Origin of the sequence: Vibrio sp. 10N.261.54.A5, assembly GCF_041471145.1 — a bacterium.
Classification (GTDB): Bacteria; Pseudomonadota; Gammaproteobacteria; order Enterobacterales; family Vibrionaceae; genus Vibrio; species Vibrio crassostreae_C.
This window is the reverse complement of record NZ_JBFRNU010000023.1, coordinates 119,592-141,825: the sequence shown is the minus strand read 5'-3', so window position 1 is coordinate 141,825 and position 22,234 is coordinate 119,592. Positions and strand designations below refer to the sequence as shown.

Annotated in this window: 17 protein-coding genes; 7 read left to right on the top strand and 10 right to left on the bottom strand. The window is 45.3% G+C overall.

Annotated features, from left to right (window positions below):
* Window positions 1-7 precede the first annotated feature (7 nt).
* The 6 genes from ygjJ to ebgR form a co-directional block, all read right to left on the bottom strand.
* Window positions 8-1,072 carry a protein YgjJ gene (gene ygjJ / locus AB4329_RS07690; protein WP_004734431.1) on the bottom strand — a complete coding sequence of 355 codons (1,065 nt, stop codon included), beginning with the start codon at window positions 1,070-1,072 and terminating at the stop codon, window positions 8-10.
* A gap of 427 nt (window positions 1,073-1,499) precedes the next feature.
* Window positions 1,500-2,933 carry an amino acid permease gene (locus AB4329_RS07685; RefSeq protein ID WP_017069519.1) on the bottom strand — a complete coding sequence of 478 codons (1,434 nt, stop codon included), beginning with the start codon at window positions 2,931-2,933 and terminating at the stop codon, window positions 1,500-1,502.
* A gap of 574 nt (window positions 2,934-3,507) precedes the next feature.
* Window positions 3,508-4,932, bottom strand: coding sequence for an amino acid permease (locus AB4329_RS07680; RefSeq protein ID WP_017063320.1), 1,425 nt, complete (start codon window positions 4,930-4,932; stop codon window positions 3,508-3,510).
* Between the two features lie 142 nt (window positions 4,933-5,074).
* On the bottom strand, window positions 5,075-5,527 hold the full coding sequence (locus AB4329_RS07675) for a beta-galactosidase subunit beta (RefSeq protein ID WP_017066026.1): 453 nt from the start codon (window positions 5,525-5,527) through the stop codon (window positions 5,075-5,077).
* A gap of 3 nt (window positions 5,528-5,530) precedes the next feature.
* Entirely contained in the window at window positions 5,531-8,662 is a 3,132-nt protein-coding gene (gene ebgA, locus AB4329_RS07670) for a beta-galactosidase subunit alpha (protein WP_372125707.1), read from the bottom strand.
* 324 nt (window positions 8,663-8,986) lie between these two features.
* Window positions 8,987-9,970 (bottom strand): transcriptional regulator EbgR, encoded by a 984-nt coding sequence (gene ebgR, locus AB4329_RS07665; protein ID WP_017069515.1) that lies wholly within the window; start codon window positions 9,968-9,970, stop codon window positions 8,987-8,989.
* A 393-nt stretch (window positions 9,971-10,363) separates the two neighbouring features.
* Here ebgR and galE point away from each other — a divergent pair, with 393 nt between their 5' ends.
* The 4 genes from galE to galM all read left to right on the top strand — a co-directional run bounded on the left by galE (window position 10,364) and on the right by galM (window position 15,188).
* Window positions 10,364-11,374 (top strand): UDP-glucose 4-epimerase GalE, encoded by a 1,011-nt coding sequence (galE, locus tag AB4329_RS07660; RefSeq protein WP_371720860.1) that lies wholly within the window; start codon window positions 10,364-10,366, stop codon window positions 11,372-11,374.
* 228 nt (window positions 11,375-11,602) lie between these two features.
* On the top strand, window positions 11,603-12,655 hold the full coding sequence (locus tag AB4329_RS07655; protein WP_052878877.1) for a UDP-glucose--hexose-1-phosphate uridylyltransferase: 1,053 nt from the start codon (window positions 11,603-11,605) through the stop codon (window positions 12,653-12,655).
* 181 nt (window positions 12,656-12,836) lie between these two features.
* On the top strand, window positions 12,837-13,997 hold the full coding sequence (galK, locus tag AB4329_RS07650; RefSeq protein WP_372137957.1) for a galactokinase: 1,161 nt from the start codon (window positions 12,837-12,839) through the stop codon (window positions 13,995-13,997).
* Window positions 13,998-14,108: 111 nt separating this feature from the next.
* Window positions 14,109-15,188, top strand: coding sequence for a galactose-1-epimerase (galM, locus tag AB4329_RS07645; protein WP_061038698.1), 1,080 nt, complete (start codon window positions 14,109-14,111; stop codon window positions 15,186-15,188).
* A gap of 219 nt (window positions 15,189-15,407) precedes the next feature.
* Here the strand turns inward: galM and AB4329_RS07640 are convergent, their stop codons facing one another.
* Window positions 15,408-16,406: a substrate-binding domain-containing protein gene (locus tag AB4329_RS07640; protein WP_017066816.1), complete on the bottom strand. Its 999-nt coding sequence runs from the start codon at window positions 16,404-16,406 to the stop codon at window positions 15,408-15,410.
* A 197-nt stretch (window positions 16,407-16,603) separates the two neighbouring features.
* On the opposite strand from AB4329_RS07640, the gene AB4329_RS07635 reads away from it, so the two are divergent.
* A complete protein-coding gene (locus tag AB4329_RS07635) occupies window positions 16,604-16,936 on the top strand; it encodes a tRNA-binding protein (protein WP_017060796.1) in 333 nt (110 codons plus the stop codon).
* Between the two features lie 46 nt (window positions 16,937-16,982).
* On the opposite strand, the gene AB4329_RS07630 is transcribed toward AB4329_RS07635, so the two are convergent.
* Window positions 16,983-17,537, bottom strand: coding sequence for a gamma-glutamylcyclotransferase family protein (locus AB4329_RS07630; RefSeq protein ID WP_017060795.1), 555 nt, complete (start codon window positions 17,535-17,537; stop codon window positions 16,983-16,985).
* A 288-nt stretch (window positions 17,538-17,825) separates the two neighbouring features.
* On the opposite strand from AB4329_RS07630, the gene AB4329_RS07625 reads away from it, so the two are divergent.
* Window positions 17,826-19,010, top strand: coding sequence for an NnrS family protein (locus tag AB4329_RS07625; RefSeq protein WP_136973734.1), 1,185 nt, complete (start codon window positions 17,826-17,828; stop codon window positions 19,008-19,010).
* Window positions 19,011-19,077: 67 nt separating this feature from the next.
* Here AB4329_RS07625 and AB4329_RS07620 read toward each other — a convergent pair whose 3' ends face one another.
* Window positions 19,078-20,085 (bottom strand): adenosine deaminase, encoded by a 1,008-nt coding sequence (locus tag AB4329_RS07620; RefSeq protein ID WP_017069510.1) that lies wholly within the window; start codon window positions 20,083-20,085, stop codon window positions 19,078-19,080.
* Window positions 20,086-20,452: 367 nt separating this feature from the next.
* On the opposite strand from AB4329_RS07620, the gene AB4329_RS07615 reads away from it, so the two are divergent.
* Complete coding sequence (locus AB4329_RS07615; RefSeq protein WP_017069509.1) at window positions 20,453-20,770, top strand: DUF3622 domain-containing protein; 318 nt, start codon at window positions 20,453-20,455, stop codon at window positions 20,768-20,770.
* Window positions 20,771-20,972: 202 nt separating this feature from the next.
* Here the strand turns inward: AB4329_RS07615 and AB4329_RS07610 are convergent, their stop codons facing one another.
* On the bottom strand, window positions 20,973-22,019 hold the full coding sequence (locus AB4329_RS07610) for a succinylglutamate desuccinylase/aspartoacylase family protein (RefSeq protein ID WP_017060792.1): 1,047 nt from the start codon (window positions 22,017-22,019) through the stop codon (window positions 20,973-20,975).
* Window positions 22,020-22,234 lie beyond the last annotated feature (215 nt).

The following is a 22,234-nucleotide window of genomic DNA, read 5'->3' as shown; positions in this document are numbered from 1 at the left end:
CCTGTTATTACCAGTAGAAGTATTGCATTGCGAACACCTGAGCGTCGCCGATTTCAGTGTCGCTGCCTACGCCAAAGCGGCTATCGAAAGCAGTCGCAAACGCGCCGTTGCCGTATTCATACCAAACGCCAGCATTGATGTAAGAGGTGATTTCTTTGTCGCCATTGTCACCGTCAAAGTTTGCGTAGTTGTAGGCTGCAGATAGGTAAACGCCTTGTGCCGCTTCGTACCATGCACTGGTTTGAATACCAGACTCGCTACCGAAAGACTCTTGGTTGCCTTTATCTGTATCGTGCCAAACACGAGTGGCGAAGTTTTTGTACTCAGCACCCAATAGCAATAGTTCACCACCATCGTTGTTACGAACTTCACCACCACCCATTAGGGTTAAGTCGTCGGTCAGATCGTATTGAAGGTAACCATTGACCATGGCGTTCTTATCTTTCCATTGGTCTGCGAAGCTGTCGTATTTACCGAAGTGAACAAGAGCATCGTCTTCCGAGAAGTCAGACTCTGGCGCGAAAGAAACGCTGTAGCGAAGCTTGCCTTCTAGGTTTTGAATCTTCACACCAAGGTGCACGTCTCGCGTGTTTGAGATCGCGTAGCCGTATTCAACCGTAGGGTCACCCCACCATTGAACGTCATCTAATGAAGAGTCCATACGACCAATCATGAATTCTGTTTTGTTATCTGTGCGGTAGCCAGCGTAAAAGCGGTTGAAACCACCTTCAAAACCGCCCCAGCCGTGGCCCGTTGCCCAAGCATTGCCTTCGTCATCGGCTTGTACTGTCCAGCCCTCCATATAAGCAAGACCAAACCAATTACCGTGCTCGATAGCCAAGCCAGCTTCAATGTAAGTACCGTCTGCGTAGCGGCCTTTATCATCACCTTCGAGTGCCACGTGACCACCAAGGCCAAGCTCACCATAAAAGTTAAATAGGGTTTCAGTTTCTGTCTGAGGAGGCTGAGTATCACTGTGGTTTGCTGCGGACTCTTCCGCGTGGGCAGTGGTACTTAAGGCAGCAAGAATACAGCTTGTAATAAGAGTGTTTTTAGTAAAACTACTTTTCATTTTAATCACTTCTGTGTCGGGGTTATAAATGAAGGTTCGCAAGCAGTTCTGACTTCTAATATGGGGTGCTCTTCAAGGCGTATTGGTCAGGTTACTTACGATCGCAAAACCAATATTAATGATAATTTTGATGTTTAAAATTAATTAAGTTTAAAAGTGTGATCTATTTTTAGTAAATATTTACTTTGTTTTTATTTTGACTTTCAGTTGAATTTGCAGAGGTATGGCTAGGGTTATAAGTATTCGGGAGGTGAATTGTTTGATGGGTGGTTAGATTGTTGGTTCGAATGTTTTGATTCTTGAATGGCTTTGATTTAATCGAGATGGTTAGTGGAAATGTACCGACAAATAAAAAGGCACTCACCAAATGTGAGTGCCTGAAGTTTAAGTCAGAGTGCCCGAAGTTTAAATCAGAGTGCAGGGTAAACTAAGCGTTCGCCGGTTCAGGTTTTGCTTCTAGTTTTTTCTCTTCTGGAGATAAGCTTTTTTCATATTTTCCGTACTTCCACCACGCGTAGCCAAGGAAGATAACAATCCCGCCCACGTTGTAGAAGATGATGGTCATGATGTCAGCACCTGTTGGGAAGGTTGACGCAAAGAAGCCAACAGTGAAAATGCCGATCAGAATCGAGACCACGGTAATGCCTGTCATACGTGAGCCCATTCTGAAATCACGAGGTAAGTGATCCAACTTCAAACGTAAATTAAGGTACGCGATCATGATGAATAGCGGTGGCAACATCGATGCTGCAGCTGTCATGTTGATAATGGTACTCATCAGATCTTGAACCGTATCGGACGCCAGTGTCGGAATGAACATCAGTGGAATCACAATCAAGAACTGAATCCAAGCCGCACGCTCTGGAACGCCTTGTTTGTTTAGAGCGACCGTTTTCTCACCGAAGATACCTTTAGGGATTTCAGAGAAGAAAATCTTAACGGGTGTTGCCGTCCACATCAGCAGAGAGCCCAGCATCGCCGTGAATGAAACCACACCAACGAAACGGTTCATCAAGATTTCAGACAGGCCAAAGTGTCTTGCTAGCCCTTCAAATACCTGAACTGAGCCGCCTGTGAATTTAAGCTCTTCACGCGAAACAAACACGTTTGCTAACACAGATCCTACCGAGTAAAGCGCACCGATGAAGATACCGGCAATGATGATGACTTTAACGAAAGACTTGTGACCGCCTTTGATGTCGTTAACGTAAACCGCGACCGATTCTGCACCGCCTGCCGCCATGAAGATCCAAGTGATTACGCCAAGGAATGCCCAGTTGAAGCTTGGTGTCATGGCTTCAATGGTGATTGGGTCAGCTGGCTCGATACCGCCTACCAAAGCACCGCCAGATAGCAAGATGTAAGACATCGTTAGCAACAGCATCAGTGATGATGTTAGTGAGGTGATAGGGCCCAGTAATTTCGCACCGTTATTCGAGATATGAGTCGCGACCGCAAACAAAATAGTACTTAGAATTGCGGTGGTCATTGGCGTGAATATGTACTCAAAACCTAAGAACGCATACGACGCGTAAGCGATGATTCTAGGGAGCAGAGAGGTGAAGAAGAACAGGTTAACAAACCAGTAGGTGTAAGCTGAAATAAACGCCCAGCGGCCGCCTAGAGAGCTTTTAACCCAAGAGTAAACACCCGCTTCAGAGTCTTTATTCAGTGACACAAACTCTGCAACGATCAAACAAAATGGCACAAAGTAAAAGATGGTTGCTAGAAAGAACATCGGAGCCGAGGAAAGGCCGATCTCGATGTTGTTATTAATGATGTTATTGAAGCTGTATACCGCCGCGAAGGTCATAGACAGTAGGGCAAATTTGCCTATCGTACTGCGTTTATTTTCGGACATGATGTTCTCCGGTGAATCACGTTGATGATCGTTATAACTTGGTCCTAGAGAGGGAAGCTCTAGGCCGCACTTTTATTGTTATGTTGGTTTGGCAAACACCCGCTTTGTTTTGTCAGGGTTGGCTCATTGTTGTTTTTATAGATTTACGATCGGACTTCTTTGGGGTTTTTTTCTTTGGTATTTCAGTAAACTTATTACCAAAACAAAGAGTTAAAGATTAAGAAGTTCATTGAAGAGATTGCTTGTTTCATGAGCGACGATTTATAAGGCGTGTAGGGGCTTTTTTGTCGCTTTCTTTATATGAATCAGTTTGTCTCTTCAGCAAGAAGATTAAAGATTAAGCGGCGGGAAGTTAATCGAAATTGATCAAATATGTGACCTTGAGTAAATAAATTTAGTTAATGTTTTACCTTGGTTTTTATTTGAGTTTTATTACCTATTAATTGGTGTTTTTCGTGAACTGAAACCTTGACGGAACGCCGTTTTTATTTTTGGGGTTTTTATTTTAATTATCTGATTTAAAACAAAAAAAGCGCCAATTAAGGCGCTTTTAACTAGATGTATAGATTCTGGATTACGACTGCTTAGCCGTTTCTAGCTTTGCTTCTTTACCTGCTTGCTTCTTTTCAAAGCGAGAGATCCACCACCATGCGATACCAGAGAATACCGCTGTCATGAAGACGTTGATGAAGAAGGCTTGAACAAGGTCAACACCTGTCGGGAATGCCGATGCTGTCATGCTCACAATGAAGATACCAATCAGTACCGATACTACTGCCATACCTTGAACTCGAGTACCCATGCGGAAATCACGCGGTGTGTCGTCGTGTTTCAAGCGGAATACAAAGTAGGCCACCATGATGAAGATTGGCGGTAGCATTGCGGTACCTGCTGTTAGATTGATTGCTGTATTCATCATGTCTTGTACAGATTCAGAGCCGAAGCCGTTCACCACAAGCATCACGAATACAAACGCGAACTGCCACCAAGCTGCACGTACTGGCACGCCGTGTTCGTTAAGCTCTGTTGTCTTCTCGCCGTAAACACCTTTAGGGATTTCAGAGAAGTGAATTTTTACTGGAGCTGCTGTCCACATCATCATCGAACCGAACATAGCAACGAATAGGATAATACCGACGAAGCGACCCGTTAGAGATTGTGAAATGTCGAAGTAGTTCGCCATACCTGTGAAGATTTCAACCATGCCGCCAGCGTAGGTCAGTTCATCACGAGCAACGAATACGTTTACTAGAAGAGAGCCCACTGCGTACATTGCGCCGATTGCGATACCTGCACCAATGATAACCTTGATGAAAGACTTGTGACCGCCCTTAACATCGTTTAGGTAAGCGGCTGCGGTTTCTGCACCACCGGCTGCTTGGAATATCCAACACATGATACCTAGCGTTGCCCAGTTGATGGTCGGTGTCATTGCTTCAAGCGTGATTGGTTCTACTGGCTCATGGTTGCCGCCCAGTGCCATTAGTGCACCGATAACGTAGATTGCAAACAGAGCGAATACACCGTAGGCCACGATCTCGGCAATCTTACCTAGCCAGCTCGCGCCTTTGGTTGAGATGTGAGTTGCTGCAGCAAACAGAGCAATCGAGATAGCCGATGTGACGACTGGCGAGAAGGCGTATTCATAGCCCAACATCGCGTAAGACGCATAGGCGATTACGTTTGGTAGCAGGGATACAAACCAGAAAAGGTTTACGAACCAGTATAGGAAGGAACCTAGGTAGGCTGCTTTTGAGCCTAGTGGTTTTTTTAGCCAGTCATACATGCCTGACTCAGAATTTTTATTTGCTGATACGAATTCAGCAATGATGAACACGAACGGAATGAAGTAAATAAGGGTCGCGAGCAAAAAGATAGGGGCTGAACTCAATCCCAATTCGATGTTGTTGTTTACAATGTTGCGAACGTTAAATACCGCTGCAAATGTCATGGAGAGTAGGGCAAATTTGCCTAACTTACCGCGTACAGATTCAGACATAGTGTCCTCCGAGGAATCACGTAATTATAGTCGTTATTTCTCAATGCTTCCTTGTAGGGAGGAAGCATTGAGGCTTTGTTCAGCATGTTGGAGCCTTGAACGGCAAGGCTCGATACATACTGTGAATAGATAGCGTTATTGTTTATTTATTGAGGAAGTAACCGTCTTCAATGGTCACTTTCAGTACCACTTTTCGAACTCGGTTATCACCGTGGAAACGGTAAGCCTGATTGTTGTCAAAGATCGCCACTTGGCCTTCAGCTAGCTCACGAGTTTCACCGTTCCCCATTAGGTGTTCGCGGTCGGTTTCATCGCTATAAGCTTGGATCTGCTCTAGCTCTGATTTCGCTGCGAATTCAACCGTTTCACGGCCTTCTAGGTAGTAGTGCACGTCGAAGTAACGACGATTACCGGTGAAGTTTTCTGTGTTACGAGCCACACCGTCTTCAATCATGTAAGCCAGTGAATCACCAATTGAATACATCACGCCATCTTTGATGTTTCCGATGTTTTCAATCGCTTCTACACAGCGTTGCCATTTACGACCATCGCGGTAGACGACTTTAAATTGTTCTAAGTTCTCTAAAACGATCATCGCTTATGCCTCGTTCAGTTGTGGTTGAGCTTTTGGTGCATTCACCGTAAAAAACTCATCGCCAAAGTTGTGATTGATTAGGTGCTGCGCATCGCAATCGCCTGCTTGGAATGGAATCAGAGTTAAACCGTAGCGGAACTCGTCCATGTAAACGCGGTAAGAATCGAGCACTTCGCTGCCCCAAGAGTTAGAGCCCAAGCCCATCACTTGGTGATCTAGGTTTAACGTGATGTAACCGCTTTTCTCTAGCTCAATGGTGTGTTGTGCTTGGTGCAGGTTTTGGTTGGTGTAGAACCATGCGCTGAAGTTGATTTCTTGCTGTGGTTTTACTGCAATACCATTACCCGCGCGGCTTGAAAGCGCAGCCCAACGAACGTGTTGGCGGTTGCCGTTGTTCTGTGGGAACGGGTAGTTCTCGAACATGTCTGCAACGGTTGATTGGTACACATCAATCATGTTGGCTTGCTTGCTGTCTTGGTAGTTCTCTTCAGGGCCGCGTCCGTAATATTGGACTTGGTCGAAGTCGCCGTTGATGCCCATATCAAAACCAATCACAGGAATTACATGAGGGTACTCACCGTAACGTTCGCCGCTTAGCTCAACGTTCAATTGGCCTTCAGCATTAACTTGGTAGCGATATTCACAACGCATGCCGAAATCGAATACTGGTGGAGCAATGATGCTGGTGGTGGTGATCTCTACCTTGCCATTTACCTGTTCAACGTTAACGCATTCAAGGTCAATGCTACGGAAGTGCTCCTGCATAATTTGCAAGTGTGCAGGCTCCCAGTAACCATCGTGCTCTTGTTTATGGTTATCGATCATTGGCTTGAAGAAGTTGATTCGTGGTTCTGACTTAATCATCTCTTCGCCATTGACCAACCATGACGTCAGCTTGCCGTTCACTTTCGAGAAGTTCAGTGCGAAGTTGTGGCCTTTGATTAGGTAAGCTAAACGAGACTCTTCCACATTCAGTGCTGTCGCATTGTTGTTAGTGAAGGCTTCTAGCTGTGCTGTGTTCTCTTTCACTTGGAATTGATACACCGCGATGTCGTGGTTCGCTTCGCTGTAAGGCGTACGAGAATCCTTGCGCACGGTAAAGTTCACAAACACTTCGCGCTCATCAAGTTGTGGCAAGTTAAGTGTCAGTTCACGGCTCGAGTTTTCTGCCAGTTCTTCAATCTTGATGTGTTGCACAGCAATGGTTTCACCTTCAGCACGGATTTCCGCAGTGATGGTGTAGTCATCGATGTTTGAGAACCAAAGTTTGTTGTCTACTGTGAAGGTGCCGTCTTCAGCATTGAAGTCACGGATCTTCACTGGTGCGATAACCTGCTTGTACTCTTTTAAGCCTGGCCCCGGTGTTTGGTCTGGGTAGATCAAACCGTCCATGCAGAAGTTGTAGTTGTTCGGGTAGTCACCGTAGTCACCGCCGTACTTATAGAACTCAGTACCCGCTTCATCACGCGCTAGAATGCCGTGGTCACACCATTCCCAAACGTAGTGACCTTGAATTGCATCGTGCTTGTAGAACACGTTTTGGTATTCGGTTAAGCCACCTGGGCCATTACCCATTGCGTGTGCGTATTCACAGATAATGCGTGGTTTTTCGTGTGGGAATTCACCGAAGGCATTCATCAGTTGAGCACGTGAGTACATGGTTGAAATGATGTCGACCACTTCAGCATCGCGGTCTTCTTCATAGTGAACCAAGCGGGTGTCATCAATCGCTTTTGCCGCATCGTACATAGAGCGGATATTGCAGCCGTAGCCTGATTCGTTACCTAAAGACCACATGATGATAGAAGGGTGGTTCTTTTGAGCGTGGATATGACGTTCGATACGTTCAACAAACACCGCTTCCCATGCAGCATCGTTAGTGATGCGGCTTAGGTCACCAACGTTAGCAAAGCCGTGTGTTTCAACATCGGTTTCGCCCATAACGAATAGGCCATAAATATCACACAGTTCGTAGAAGCGTGGGTCGTTCGGGTAGTGCGCCGTGCGTACTGAGTTGATGTTGTGCTGCTTCATCAACACTAAGTCTTTCTCTACGCGATCCATGCCAACCGCACGACCTTTTAGGTGGTCGTTGTCGTGACGGTTTACACCGTGCAGCATCACGTATTTGTTGTTGATGTAGAACAGACCATCGCGAACTTTAATGTCGCGGAAACCAACGCGCTGTGGAATCACTTCCAACACCTTGCCGTCACCATCTTTCAGCGTAAGCAACAGTTGGTAAAGGTATGGGTTTTCAGCATTCCATTGAACAGGGTTCACGACATCGATAGAGAATTGAGTGTTCGCATTGCCGCCAGTCTGTTGGTTAGGAACAGTTAAGTTATCTACTGAGCCTTGGGAGATAACTTGGCTGCCATCGAGCAATGCGTACTCAAGAGTTGCGTTAGTCGCTGCTGCTAGGTTTTCTAGAGCAACGTTGCACGAAAGGGTCGCGCTTTGGTAAGCGTCGTCAAAATCAGTACGAACCATTAGGTCTTGAACGTGAAGTTGTTCTTTACCAACAAGGTAAACATCACGGAAGATGCCGCCCGTCCACCACATGTCTTGGTCTTCAATGTAGGTAGAGTCGGCCCACTGCATCACACGAATAGAAAGTAGGTTGTTGCCTGCTTTTACCTGGCTAGAGATATCGAACTCAGCGGTTAGGCGGCTGCCTTTGCTGAAGCCCACGTACTCGCCGTTTACGTAAACTTCGAAGTAAGTTTCAACGCCATCAAATTTGATGATGGTTTGTTTCTCGTCCCAGCTTTCGCCAAGGAAGAAAGAGCGTTGGTATGCGCCGGTTGGGTTGTCTGATGGTACGAAAGGCACATCAATTGGGAATGGGAAACCTTCATCTGTGTATTGAAGATCGCCGTGGCCTTCCATTTGCCACATGTTTGGAACCGTGATGTTGCCCCAGTCGCTCATTTCCTGAGAATAAAACTCTTCAGGAACCAATAGCGGATTGGTGAAGTAGCTGAAATTCCATTGGCCACTCAATAGTTGGAAGTGGCTGCTCAGTTCACGCTGAAACGTTTTTGCATTTTTTTCTGATGCGTATGAGAAGAAGTATGCACGCGGTGCTATACGGTTCTCATGTAAGTTCAGGAAGTTTTCCCAGTTGTTCACGTTGCCTCTCTCTCGGTCTGAATGCAGTTTGCTGACCGACGTTCTTATGCGTAATTGGGTCGTAGTGAATACGAGTATTTTTGGACTGAGGTAATTATTAGTAAAAGTTTTACTAAATGAAATTGGTGAAAACGTTTTACTTTAACTTCATCACGTTTTTTATGGTCTTTTTACGGTGCTGTGTGATCCACTTAAAAGAATGCTATTGGCTGTTTTATGCAGCAGGTTAAAGAGGGGGATATGTGTCGATTGATGTATGTGATGGGCACAAAAAAGGCCACCTTCAACAAAGGCAGCCTTAATTTATCTATTTGATATATTTAATTATTTTGTTGTGTCACGCAGCTTAAGTTTGCTTGGTACATAGACGCGTAATGGGATGGTTCGGCCGTCGCGTACTTTCTCAATTAGCAGGTTAACGCCTTGAATTCCCATTAGTTCAGAGTGAATACGAACAGTCGATAAAGATGGGAAGGTAAATTTAGCTGTTGGGATGTCGTTTACACTGATCAGCGCAATATCTTCAGGAATGTTTAATCCGTGCTCATGAACTGCTCGTAAAACGCCAATTGCGATGGAATCTGACGCAATAAACATGGCTTTAGGGTAGTCGCCCGTCGCGAGCATCTGTTTTGCAAGCTTGTAACCTGATGAGCTAGAGAAGTCACCACGGTAGATGTCTTGCTCACTGACAACGTTCTTGAGGCCACCATATTCAGCAAAAGCGACTTCACGAATATCAGGGGTATTGACGTCGTCTTGGCCACCAATAAAGCCGATGCGCTCATAGCCTTGGTTGATAAAGAAGTTGGTGATCTCTTTGCTGATCAAAGCCAGGTCGATATCGACAGAGTCATAAGGTTCTGAGTGATCGGTAAAATCGACATAACAGATATTATCGCTCAGCTTTTTAGCTTGCTCGATAACCTCTGGTGTCATTCTACCCACCAACAAAACACCTGTGATTGGTGCTGAATTGATCTGTATTTTACTTTCATAACAGTTGGTTAGCTTAACTTCCATCTTTTCACATTGGGTTTCAATCCCGTGGCGAATCGATAGATAGTAAGGGTCGTTAACTTCCGCTTCTTGCTTGTAGTTATACAGTGCTAGGAAGTGATGGTTTTGTTTTTTACTGCTAACGGTTTTTCGTGAGCTGCTGGTTTTGTATTCCAACTTCTCTGCAATTTCAAAGATACGCCTTTTGGTCTCTTCCTTGACGCTTAATGTTGGATCTTCATTGAGAACCCTTGAAACTGTAGCCAATGATACATTCGCTTCAGTCGCGATATCTTTTAACGTTGCCATACTCACTTCCTGTTATTGGAACATTGCGCTGCTTTGAAATTGGTATTTAGTAAAAAAGCAATGCACCTCTTTATTCTACAGACCTATTGTAATCAAACTGGACGTCATTGCATTAACTTTTAGTAAAATAAATGCTCAACTCATCTGTGATGTCTCAAATCTAACTATCTATAATTATCTTATTAAAATTCAATAAATTAGAGGTTAACAGCTATACGTTCTCTCTATGTCATGATCAGTTCCAATGATGAAAGTTAGTGTAAACGTTTACACTTCGTGGTTTTGATCACAGAATTATAGTCAAAATGGCTGCTACTATTTCTGACATACGGTGCTACTGAGCTGAATGTCAGTTCGAGTTAGCCCACGAATGACGACAAAGAGAGGTTGATTGTGAAAGTACTGGTTACGGGCGGCATGGGTTACATCGGAAGTCATACATGCATTCAAATGATACAGGCAGGTATGGAGCCGATCATTGTTGATAACCTTTGCAACAGCAAAGAGCTAGTGCTGAAACGAATCGAATCGTTAACTGGCAAGCGACCAACGTTTTATCTTGGCGACATTCGTGACCAATCTTTTCTAGATGGCGTGTTTTCAGAAAACGATATCCAAGCGGTGATTCACTTTGCTGGCCTGAAAGCGGTAGGGGAGTCGGTGGCTAAGCCTTTGGAGTACTACGATAACAACGTTAATGGTTCACTAGTGTTAGCTCGAAGCATGAAGAAAGCGGGCGTGAAAAGCATCGTATTTAGTTCTTCGGCTACCGTTTACGGTGATCCAGAAGTAGTGCCGATTACTGAAACTTCACCAACTGGCGCGACAACTAACCCTTATGGTCGCAGCAAATATATGGTGGAAGAGTGCTTGAGCGATCTGTTCAACGCGGAGAACGACTGGAGCGTCACTTTACTGCGTTACTTCAATCCAGTTGGCGCACATCCATCGGGCACTATGGGTGAAGACCCACAAGGTATCCCAAATAATTTAATGCCGTTTATTGCTCAAGTAGCCGTCGGTCGCCGTGAAAAACTGGCTGTTTTTGGAAACGATTACCCAACAGTCGATGGCACAGGCGTTCGTGACTATATTCATGTAATGGATTTGGCTGATGGCCACGTAGCAGCACTAAAAGTGGTTGGCGAGAAAGCGGGCTTACACATTTACAACCTAGGTACGGGCAAAGGCTCAAGTGTACTCGAGATGGTTGAAGCCTTCGCACAAGCATCGGGCAAACCGGTTCCTTATGAACTTTGCCCACGCCGCGCAGGTGACATTGCCGAATGTTGGGCAAGTACTGAAAAAGCAGAGCGCGAGCTTGGCTGGAAGGCGACGCGTAGCGTGATGGAAATGACGGCGGATACATGGAATTGGCAGTCGAATAACCCACAAGGTTACTAAAGAACTTTTAAGCTATTGAAAAAATAGAGATTCCAGATATCTCGTGCCTTTATTCTGGAATGACGGATGAGCATAAGGCTATGAAGTGGTGGCCTTTGCACAAATAGCACAACGAGATTACACGTCATTCCCTACAGCGAGGCACGAGCGTGATAGGGAATCTCCTTGTAGAAGAATTATTCATCTTGGTGAATTGACCAAGACACAAAATTTGAGAGCAATCTAAACATGTCAAAAGTTGAATTTAACCCAGTAGACCACCCGCATCGTCGTTATAACCCATTAACGGGTCAGTGGATCTTAGTATCACCGCACCGAGCAAAACGTCCTTGGAGTGGCCAAGATGAAAAACCATCGACTGCGCAGCTTCCTGCGTATGAGAAAGAGTGTTTCTTGTGCCCAACCAATACGCGTATCTCGGGCGACGAAAACCCAGATTACGACGGCACTTATGTATTCAGTAATGACTTCGCGGCGTTGATGCCTGATTCACCTGACGCTCCAGAGTCTGATAACCCTCTATTCAAGACTCAAGGTGTTCGCGGGTTGAGCCGCGTGATCTGTTTTTCTCCGGACCACAGCAAAACGCTGCCAGAGTTACCAGTAAACAAGATTCGCGGTGTTATCGACACATGGAATGAACAGATTGAAGAGCTAGGTAAAGACTACCTATGGGTTCAAGCGTTTGAAAACAAAGGCGAGACCATGGGCTGTTCTCAGCCTCATCCGCACGGTCAGATATGGGCAAACAGCTTTTTGCCCAACGAGATTGAACGCAAAGAGAAATTGTTAAAAGAGTACTTCGAACAACAAGGTTCGAATCTTTTAGTGGATTACGTTGAAGCTGAAATGAAAGACGGCTCTCGCACTGTGGTTGAAACTGAACATTGGATTGCGGTGGTGCCTTACTGGGCGGCGTGGCCATTTGAAACCATGTTGCTACCAAAAACGCACATTCGCCGTATGAGCGAACTGACTGACGAGCAGCGTGATGATTTAGCGCTTGCGATTAAGAAGCTGACCAGTCGTTACGACAACTTGTTCCAATGCTCATTCCCGTACTCAATGGGTTGGCACTATGCGCCGTTCTTTGAAGAAGGCACGGACATCGATCACTGGCAACTGCATGCGTTGTTCTACCCGCCATTGCTACGTAGTGCTTCGGTTCGCAAGTTCATGGTCGGCTACGAAATGCTGGCTGAGTCTCAGCGTGATTTAACCGCAGAACAAGCAGCGCAGCGTCTGCGTGATTTGAGTGACGTTCACTATAAAGAGCAGTAATACGTTGCTTCGTAGATAACAAGCGAGATTCCTGATATCTCGTCCCTCGATTCTGGAATGACGGCAGGTGAAAGGCTGATGTTGTCATTCCCTACCGTGAGAGACGAATGAGATAGGGAATCTAAAAGAATTAAAGTGGTGCCGTGAAGGGGCCATAACCAATTGAACAAAGAGTTTACTTATGTCTGACCTAATCCAAAACGTGAAAGCATCTTTTGAGCAAGTCCTTGGTTACCAAGCGACCCATATTATCCAAGCGCCAGGTCGTGTGAACCTGATCGGCGAGCACACCGACTACAACGATGGTTTTGTTCTACCGTGTGCCATTAACTATCAAACGGTAGTCGCAGCGGCTAAACGTGACGACAACATTGTACGCGTAGTATCAGTGGACTACGGTAATGCAGTCGATGAGTTCGATTTAACTCAAGAGATCACATTCCAACAAGACAAGATGTGGGCTAACTACATTCGTGGTGTGGTGAAGTGCTTAAAAGGTCGCGGCTTTGAATTTACAGGTGCAGACATCTCTGTAACGGGTAACGTGCCTCAAGGTGCAGGTTTAAGTTCTTCTGCGGCACTGGAAGTGGTGATTGGTCAAACATTCAAGGTGCTTTATAACCTAGAGATCAGCCAAGCCGAAGTGGCGCTAAATGGTCAGCAGGCCGAAAACGAATTTGTGGGCTGTAACTGCGGCATCATGGACCAAATGATCTCTGCAGAAGGTCGTGCAAACCACGCGATGCTTTTGGATTGTCGTAGCTTAGAAACTCAAGCGGTTTCAATGCCAGAAGATATAGCTGTGGTTATCATCAACTCAAACAAGAAACGCGGCTTAGTCGACAGCGAATACAACACACGTCGTGAACAGTGTGAAGAAGCGGCGCGCATCTTTGGTGTTCCGGCACTTCGTGATGTGACCATTGAGCAGTTCAAAGCGAAAGAGTCTGAGTTAGATGAAATGGTCGCGAAACGTGCTCGTCACGTGATTACTGAAAATGACCGTACTGTTGAAGCGGCTCAAGCTCTGCGCACTCATGATATGAAACGCATGGGTGAGTTGATGGCTGAATCGCATGCATCAATGCGTGATGATTTTGAAATCACGGTGAAAGAAATCGATACGCTGGTTGATATGGTCAAAGAAGTGATCGGTGAGCAAGGTGGCGTGCGTATGACTGGCGGTGGTTTCGGTGGTTGTATTGTGGCATTGGTTCCACCTGCATTGGTTGATGAAATCAAAACAACCGTTGAGCAGAAATATCAAGCGGCGACGGGTCTAAAAGAATCTATTTATGTGTGCCAAGCGAAAGACGGAGCAGGCTTAGTTGAAGTAATCTAACGGCTTCGAGATTTAATATAGAGCTTACCAAGTAAAAAGATCATGGTAGGCCAAATGCTAAAGCCTTTACTTCAGGTAGAGGCTTTTTACTGGCACTAGAAGGAATTTAGAATGACACAAGAGCAAAACCTGCATCAATCCATGACGCAGACTCCTGCCTATGATGGCCAACCCGCTCAGTTAGTGACGCTATCAAATACGCATGGCATGCAAGTGACATTCATGGATATTGGTGCAACATGGTTGAGCTGTATCCTGCCAGTAAAAGGAAACAAAAGAGAAGTTTTGTTGGGTGTTAACTCAATGGAGAACTTCGATAAACAAGCCAGCTATATGGGCACAACTGTTGGCCGTTATGCTAACCGCATTGCTAATGGTCGTTTCAAAATTGATGGTCAGAATTACAAGCTGGAAACCAACCAAGCGGGCAATACCTTACATGGTGGCCCGAACGGATTTGATAAACGCCGTTGGAATATTGCCGAGCAAACCGAAACGTCAGTGGTGTTTACTCTTGAGTCTGCTGATGGCGACCAAGGATTTCCGGGGAATTTGAATGTGTCGGTGCGTTATGACATCACCGAAGACAATCGAGTTTCCATTAATTACTCTGCAACCACAGACAAGCCGACTGTAGTCAACCTAACGAATCATGCGTACTTCAATCTACTTGGCGCTGAAGCTGGACACGATTGTTTGTCACACATTGTCAGTATCAATGCTAATCAGTTCTTACCGACCAATTCGGTGGGTATTCCGTTAGGTAACCTTAAATCAGTGAAATCGACCAGCTTTGACTTCAATCAGCCTATGATGATCTCAGAGCGTTTGTTGGGCGATGAACAGCAGAAAGCAGCAAAGGGTTACGACCACTCTTTCTTATTGGCTGATGGCTGCAAACGCACTCAATGCGCCGCGACCGTAACCTCACCGGATGCGCTCGTCACACTAAAAGTATTTTCAACCAAACCTGCGATGCAGCTATACACCGGAAACTGGCTTGGTGGCACACCAAACCGAAGTGGTGGCAGCTATGAAGACTACGCTGGTTTGGCGCTAGAAACCCAGTTCTTACCTGACTCTCCTAACCACCCAGAGTGGAAGCAGGACAGTTGTATTCTCAAGCCTGAACAAGAATATAACTACAGTACCTGTTACCAGTTTGAATTTTCGGGGGATTCTTCAAACTAGTACGCTCTAGCTCAAAGCGGTTACGTCAATATCTTTTGTTTGTGAATAGGACGATGTGAATTATCGCGTTGTTCTTGGGGGATGAGCAAAAGTGGCGCTCAACAAGAGTGCGGTTTATTAAGCGCGATTGTTGAGTATCTGAGTAAGGTAGGAAAGCCCTAACAGAAGCGATTCTGTTAGGGCTTTTTTTTGTTTATTGCTTGATGAGTCGACCAGAACCTAGACTTTCTCTACCGAATTACGGCGTACCAGAGTTGGAGAGAACATCATTGGTTCAGTTGAGGTGTTTTCACCTTTGGCTAAGTGCAACGCGAGTCGTGTCGCTTTCTCTGCCATCATCTGAATCGGGTAGCGAATAGTGGTGAGCTTTGGATGAACATAGCGGGCAATCAAACCATCATCGAAACCGATGATCGACATTTTGTCTGGCGCTTGAATACCGTTTTCATCAAGGACAGACAAAGCACCAGCTGCCATGTAATCGTTGTACGCCACAATGCCAGTGATTGGCAGTGACTTAGTCAGAAGGTTAGTCATGGCGTATTCGCCACCGTCACTGGTCGGCGCTGAGTATTCAATATAGCTGTCAGAGAGCGCTATTTTGTAATCTGAGAGTGCCGCTAAGTAACCTTGGATACGCTCATCGGCATCTTCAATGCTATGCGATGAGGCGATACAGGCAATGTTCTTATGGCCATGGCGGATCAGATATTCCGTCGCAAGATACGCACCTTTTTTGTTGTCTAAGAAAATACAGTGGTTGGCAATCTCAGCAATATAACGGTTGATCAGTACTAAGCCTTTGACCTCTTTTGCATAGGCAATCAGTTCTTCGTCGGTGAGGCCTTTAGAGTGGATCACCAGGGCGTCACAACGGCTGTTAATCAGCAATTCAATCGCTTGTCTCTCTTCTTCACGATCGTGCGAGCCATTACCGACAAGGATATGTTTTCCGTTCTCACGAGCGACATTGTCGACAGCCTTAACCAGCGTGCCAAAAAAGGGATCGGAGATGTCACCGACCAATACACCAACAGTGTTCGTGCTTTGGCTTACCAGCGCTCGAGCATTGGCATTCGGTCGATAGCCAAGTTTAGACATCGCTTTAGTTACAGACTCTACCGAGCTTGCACTCGCCTTGGGAGACTTGTTGATCACTCGAGATACGGTTGCAACAGAAACACCAGCTTCCTTTGCTACATCTTTAATTGTTGCCATTTTTAACCTCTATACATTGCTTCATCTATTTAACACCGACAATGATAGTAAGGCAACGAAACTCTCATTTTACTTCCAGTAATGAGATCTTTACCGCTTGTAATTATTAGGCTTAATGCTAGTGTAAACATTTACATTTTACTTAATTTTAGTAAATGATTTAATGAGTGAAAATAAACCAATATAGGAAGTGAGAAATGGATACTGTCTCTTATGGTGACTTTGCTAAGTTAGAAATGCGTGTGGGTAAGATCATTGAGGTTGTGCGTCATGAAAACGCCGACAAGCTTTACATAGTGCAAGTGGATGTTGGTGACAAGACACTGCAAACGGTGACCAGCCTAGTCCCTTACTACACAGAAGAAGAGTTGATGGGTAAGCAGGTTGTTGTTTTGTGCAATCTAGCGAAGGCGAAGATGAGAGGCCACACTTCTGAGTGCATGTTGCTTTGTGCAGAAACGGAAGATGAATCTGAAAGTGTATTGCTAACACCTGAACGTGCGATGCCAGCAGGTATTCGTGTCGTTTAAGCTCACTTTAGGTTGGTGAGTCAATGTGTTCACCAACCTAAATCAACTAGCTGCGTACAGTTAGTATCAAGCCATCAATCACACTGTGATGGTGATCGGAAACCCCAGCAAGGTTGCCGTATTTAGGCTGGTGGCGATCATTTTCTAATGGGTGATGCCAACCTTGTGTGTGTTTAACGAAGTGCGCCGCAAAGCTTTCAGACACCTCTAAACATCCTGCTAATACAGTATCGACGTAGGTTTGAACGATAGGGCTGTTTTCGCAAGGTGCTTCAATCTCGTCTTTGATGTAAACCCAGATCGGTTGATCCTGTTTGAATTCATCTTGGCTTTCTATCTGAGAGGCCTTTAATTCGATACGGTGATAACCACGCTCACGGCGATCAAACTCAGCCAGTGCAATATCATCCACCTCAAGCAACACACCATTCACTTGTCCTTCGCCGAGATTGACGATCAAAGGGGATAAGACATAGCTGTCATCGATCTTGCTCCAATGGCGAATCAAGCCATGAACAATCGCAGGGATCGCTTGCCCTGTCTGACCGGTAAGCTGACGTGAAGATGAGTTGATTAAACTGCCATAACCAAAAATATACATCGCATTCCTTGTCTGAGTTGTTCCATTTAAGTCTAGTCTTACTATATGTGGCGAGATACCAAAAGTCAGTAAGTTTCTATTTATACATGCATGTGTCTTTATGACTCTTTTGGTTGTGTTTTTTTGACTTATTTATTGGCTATTGAATCTCGTGAGTCGCTGTTTTTACTGGTTTTATCTAATTGGCGCGTTTCATGCAATGTGATCTGCATATTGCATCGGATTTGATGCACACAAAATTTGGTTTAGGTAATACCTTGGCCGCTTATCTGAGAATTAGGAGCGAGTTTGTTAAATATCACAGATAAAAGTGTAGAAGACGCGATTCCAGCCTACCTGCGTTTAGGCTTTAGACCTTTCTTCTTTTTAGGCAGTCTCTATGCAGTGATCGCGATTGTCGCTTGGGTCATCATGTTCCAAAACGGTCAGCCTGAGATTTTAAAAGTTCCCGCACTGTGGTGGCACGTGCATGAGATGCTGTTTGGTTTCTCAATGGCGATAGTGGTCGGTTTTGTGTTAACGGCAGTACAAACGTGGACGGGTGTCAATGGCACCAAGCATTATCGATTAGCTGCGCTAGTCGGTTTGTGGCTCGCACCTCGTATTCTGTTTTGGACACCCGCTCCGTTATGGCTGATCTCGTCGGTTGAGGCGCTGTTCTTAATCTTCGCCGCCTACGAAATTGGTTTCCGAGTCGTGAAGTCGAAAGGCTGGAAGAATCTATTCTTTGTGCCACTGTTTATATTGGCTATCGTGGCGAACTTTGCTAGTTACGCGACCATTAAGGGGATGCCTCCATTCCCATCGTCTGCAGTTTGGCAGGCTATGTTGTGGTGGTTTACCTTGCTGTTATCAGTGATGGGTGGGCGAGTGCTCCCATTCTTTACAGCGCGTCGTTTTGATTTCGAAAAAGCGCAGCCCTTGGTTTGGTTGGAATGGTTAGCCAATCTACCTTTGGTTGGCTTATTTGTGTTGAGCTTCTTCCCATTGACCTTTGCTCAAGTCGGCAATGAGTTAATGGTGTTTGCTGGCGTGACTCAGTTAGTTCGCTTTATCCGTTGGAAGCCTTGGACAACCTTGTCTGAGCCTTTGGTGTGGTCGCTGCATGCGGCTTACCTATGTATCCCTCTCAGTTTGCTGTTACGTGGTTTGCTAGATAACCCGTTCGCGAGCCATAACATGCTGCACCTGTTTGCGATTGGCGGTTTGAGTGGGTTAATTCTGGCGATGATCACGCGCGTGACAATGGGACATACTGGCCGTGCTATCTATAAAGGGCCAAGTATGGCTTTGGCGTTCTCGGCTATATTTATCGCGGCACTCGTTCGTAGTTTAGGTGTGACATTCTTCCCGGCGTATTTATTTGAGATGGTCAATATCAGCGCGGGTTTATGGACGTTAGCGTTCGGTCTATTTATCTGGAAATTTGGGATGATGCTGTTAACGCCAAGAGTGGATGGTCACCCGGGCTAAGCCAATTAGTTATCTATTGATATAGATAGGGAAGCTCAGAGCTTCCCTTTTTGATCTTGATAACTCATTAAGTACTCGCAGCAAGGTATTGGCGTACCTGTGTGATGAGATCTTCCTTGGCGTGAGGCGAGATAAAACTGGCTTCGATGGCATTAATACTGAACTGCGCCAATTCGTTTTTGGTCACTGGGTGAGCATTGGCGACGGCGAGGAAGTTATCATTCATATAGCCGCCGAAGTAAGCCGGATCATCGGAATTGATGGTGACGCACAGCCCTTTTCTCAGCAACTCGACGATGTTGTGCTCTTGCATGGTCTCAAACACCTTGAGCTTGGTATTCGACAGCGGGCAGACGGTCAGTGGTGTACGTTTTGCTATTAGCTGTTCCATCAACTCTTCATCTTCTACACAGCGAACGCCATGATCAATTCGGGTAATGCCTAGCAAGCTCAGTGCGTCGCTAATATTTTGTGCTGGGCCTTCTTCTCCGGCGTGCGCGACAGTCAGAAAGCCTTGGTTGATCGCTTCTTGGAATACATGTTTAAACTTCTCTGGTGGATTGCCCTGTTCTGATGAATCTAACCCAACGGCAATGATCTTATCTTTATAAGGAAGGGCTTGTTTGAGTGTTTCAAAAGCGCTGTCTTCATCGAGATGACGCAGAAAGCACATGATCAGTTGGCTGCTGATACCAAGCTCTTGCTCCACTTGATTCAAAGCTCGAGTAATCCCGCCAACGATGACTTCAAAGTCAATGCCGCGTTCAGTGTGAGTCTGAGGGTCGAAGAAGATCTCAGTATGAACCACATTATCTTGCTGACACTTCAACAGATAAGCCCACGTCAGGTCGTAGAAATCTTGTTCATGAATCAGTACGTTTGCACCTTGGTAATAGATATCGAGAAAGGATTGAAGATTGTGGAACTGGTACGCGTCTCGAACTTGGTCTGGGGTCTCAAAGGGAATCGACAGGTTATTACGCTTGGCGAGTTGGAACATCAGCTCTGGCTCTAATGTGCCTTCTATATGTAAGTGCAGCTCAACTTTGGGTAAATTTTTGATGAAGCTATCCATAGCAACTCCTTAGCTATTTTAATTATGAGCGGAGTAGGTGAGACAGTAGAGTCTATAAACCTGAGCAAGCAGGTATCTCTTTCATTTATATCTTTCATTTATCTCTGTTTGAGCATAGTTCATTTCATTGTTGTCGATAAAATTGCACAGAAGTTGATGATGAATCGAGAGTTACGAACCCATTGAAATCCGGCGCAAACGATTTGCAGCATTGGAGTGTGATCCGCTGCAAATATTTGCAGCAATATTCATTGATTTGTGCTCTAATACCGCGCTTACCAAGGGATGGTGTTAAAAGATGCTCACTTAGATGGAGTTATCAAAGTTGACCGATCCCTTAATGATCTCCCTTAGGAAAAAATAGAACATGTCTAAGAACAAAAAATTTGATATCCGCCTTACAGAAAAACGCAACGGTTGGTGTGCAGAGATTACTCGTCAAGTAACGTCTCGCAGCACTACAGTATCTAAGCGTGAGTCTGGTTTCGAAACTGAAGCTCTAGCACAAGAGTGGGCAGAGAAAGAGCTAGCATCTTTCATCGCTAACCAAGCTGAACGTAACGAGCGTAAATCAGAGCAACGTAAAGAGCGTGACGAACTACGTCACACTAAAGAGCTTAAAGCTGAGCAAGCACGTGAAGCGCGCGCTAAAGCTCGTGCAGAAGAGCAACAAGACGCTGAATAATTCAGTGCATGACTAATTTATAGATCCCTTAATTTTAAGATAAGGGATTTGTGAAAAAAAAGCCCCGATACAACTTTTTTCTTTCGAGTTAAAAGTGTTTTGGGGCTTTTTAGTTTGTGGAGTTCTGTTTTATTGTGTTTAAGAGCTCGGTTTGGCTTCTCGCTTTTAACGTCGAGCTCTTAAACTGTTAAGCATTGTCTGATCAGTTATTCAGTGCAGTTAGCCAATCGTCTTCTGCCACTTCTTCAATGTAGCTTTCTACTGATTGTCCTACTTCTTCATCGTCTTGCTTGAAGTAAGCGATGTGGAACACAGCATCACCTTCGTTGACCAAAGGCAGAGTTTGCTGACCAATCACGATACCGCCTTTGGTTGTGATCACTTGGCCTTCTTGGTGACCCAATGGAGAGCTGATGTAAGCAAGGGTTTGTCCTGCTTCAACCTGTTCGCCAAGTCTTACCATGTTACGCAAAATACCGTCTGATTCAGCGCGGATCCAGCTGGTGGATTTACTCAATACTGGCTCTGGTAACTTCTTACGGTTAGGGCGCAGCATGCCGATTTCTTTCATCACTTGATGCACGCCAAGGTAACCCGCACGAATCGCGAGGTGATCAAAACGCAGCGCTTCACCACCTTCGTAAGTTAATACAGGAATACCCAGTTTTTCCGCTTCGCTACGCAGTGAACCGTCGCGCAGTGGAGAATCAATAATCACGGGTGTTGCGAACGCTTTTGCGATGCGCAGTGTCTCAGGGTTCGATAGGTTTGCACGAATCTGTGGCAGATTGGTACGGTGAATCGCGCCCGTGTGTAGATCCAGAATGTAATCACAGTGCTTTGCCACGTTCTCAAAGAAGGTGTAAGCGATACGTGATGTTAACGATCCTTTCTCACTGCCAGGGAAGCAACGGTTTAGGTCACGACGGTCTGGTAGGTAACGAGATTTATGGATAAAGCCAAATACGTTAACGATAGGCACAACAATTAATGTCCCTTTCAGTTTCTTTGGATCAATCGCATTGGTCAGTTGTCGTGCAATCTCAACACCGTTTAGCTCATCGCCGTGGATAGCCGCATTTACCATCAGTGTTGGGCCTGCTTGGCGACCGTGAATAATTTCAATCGGGATCGAAAGTGGAGAATGCGTGTAAAGCTGAGCCGCTTGCAGTTCAATCTCCATTCGCTGTCCTGGCTGAACAGTATAACCAAGTAATTCGAATGGTTGATTAGGTTTTAGTCTTGCCATTTAGGTTGTTCTCAACATGGTGATAATTCGTTAACACGGAATGTAGCAATCGTTGATTTTTAGTACGAATCAATCGCTTTACGGTGACGACAAAAGTTTTTTATGAAGGGGCTTCTGAATTGGTTTCAGTTTTTTATCTGGCTAATTGAAGGGTGTTTAAAATTTTGAATTTTCTGACAATACATTAACTTAGAGCTGATATTTGTCATTCAGTT

What these genes read in the sequence shown, in the direction of transcription:
- AB4329_RS07680 (WP_017063320.1), bottom strand. Translation starts at nt 4,932, where the DNA reads ATGTCTGAATCTGTACGCGGTAAGTTAGGCAAATTTGCCCTACTCTCC.
- AB4329_RS07675 (WP_017066026.1), bottom strand. Translation starts at nt 5,527, where the DNA reads ATGATCGTTTTAGAGAACTTAGAACAATTTAAAGTCGTCTACCGCGAT.
- AB4329_RS07655 (WP_052878877.1), top strand. Translation starts at nt 11,603, where the DNA reads ATGTCAAAAGTTGAATTTAACCCAGTAGACCACCCGCATCGTCGTTAT.
- ygjJ (WP_004734431.1), bottom strand. Translation starts at nt 1,072, where the DNA reads ATGAAAAGTAGTTTTACTAAAAACACTCTTATTACAAGCTGTATTCTT.
- galM (WP_061038698.1), top strand. Translation starts at nt 14,109, where the DNA reads ATGACACAAGAGCAAAACCTGCATCAATCCATGACGCAGACTCCTGCC.
- ebgR (WP_017069515.1), bottom strand. Translation starts at nt 9,970, where the DNA reads ATGGCAACGTTAAAAGATATCGCGACTGAAGCGAATGTATCATTGGCT.
- AB4329_RS07610 (WP_017060792.1), bottom strand. Translation starts at nt 22,019, where the DNA reads ATGGCAAGACTAAAACCTAATCAACCATTCGAATTACTTGGTTATACT.
- galK (WP_372137957.1), top strand. Translation starts at nt 12,837, where the DNA reads ATGTCTGACCTAATCCAAAACGTGAAAGCATCTTTTGAGCAAGTCCTT.
- AB4329_RS07620 (WP_017069510.1), bottom strand. Translation starts at nt 20,085, where the DNA reads ATGGATAGCTTCATCAAAAATTTACCCAAAGTTGAGCTGCACTTACAT.
- AB4329_RS07615 (WP_017069509.1), top strand. Translation starts at nt 20,453, where the DNA reads ATGTCTAAGAACAAAAAATTTGATATCCGCCTTACAGAAAAACGCAAC.
- AB4329_RS07685 (WP_017069519.1), bottom strand. Translation starts at nt 2,933, where the DNA reads ATGTCCGAAAATAAACGCAGTACGATAGGCAAATTTGCCCTACTGTCT.
- AB4329_RS07630 (WP_017060795.1), bottom strand. Translation starts at nt 17,537, where the DNA reads ATGTATATTTTTGGTTATGGCAGTTTAATCAACTCATCTTCACGTCAG.
- AB4329_RS07635 (WP_017060796.1), top strand. Translation starts at nt 16,604, where the DNA reads ATGGATACTGTCTCTTATGGTGACTTTGCTAAGTTAGAAATGCGTGTG.
- AB4329_RS07640 (WP_017066816.1), bottom strand. Translation starts at nt 16,406, where the DNA reads ATGGCAACAATTAAAGATGTAGCAAAGGAAGCTGGTGTTTCTGTTGCA.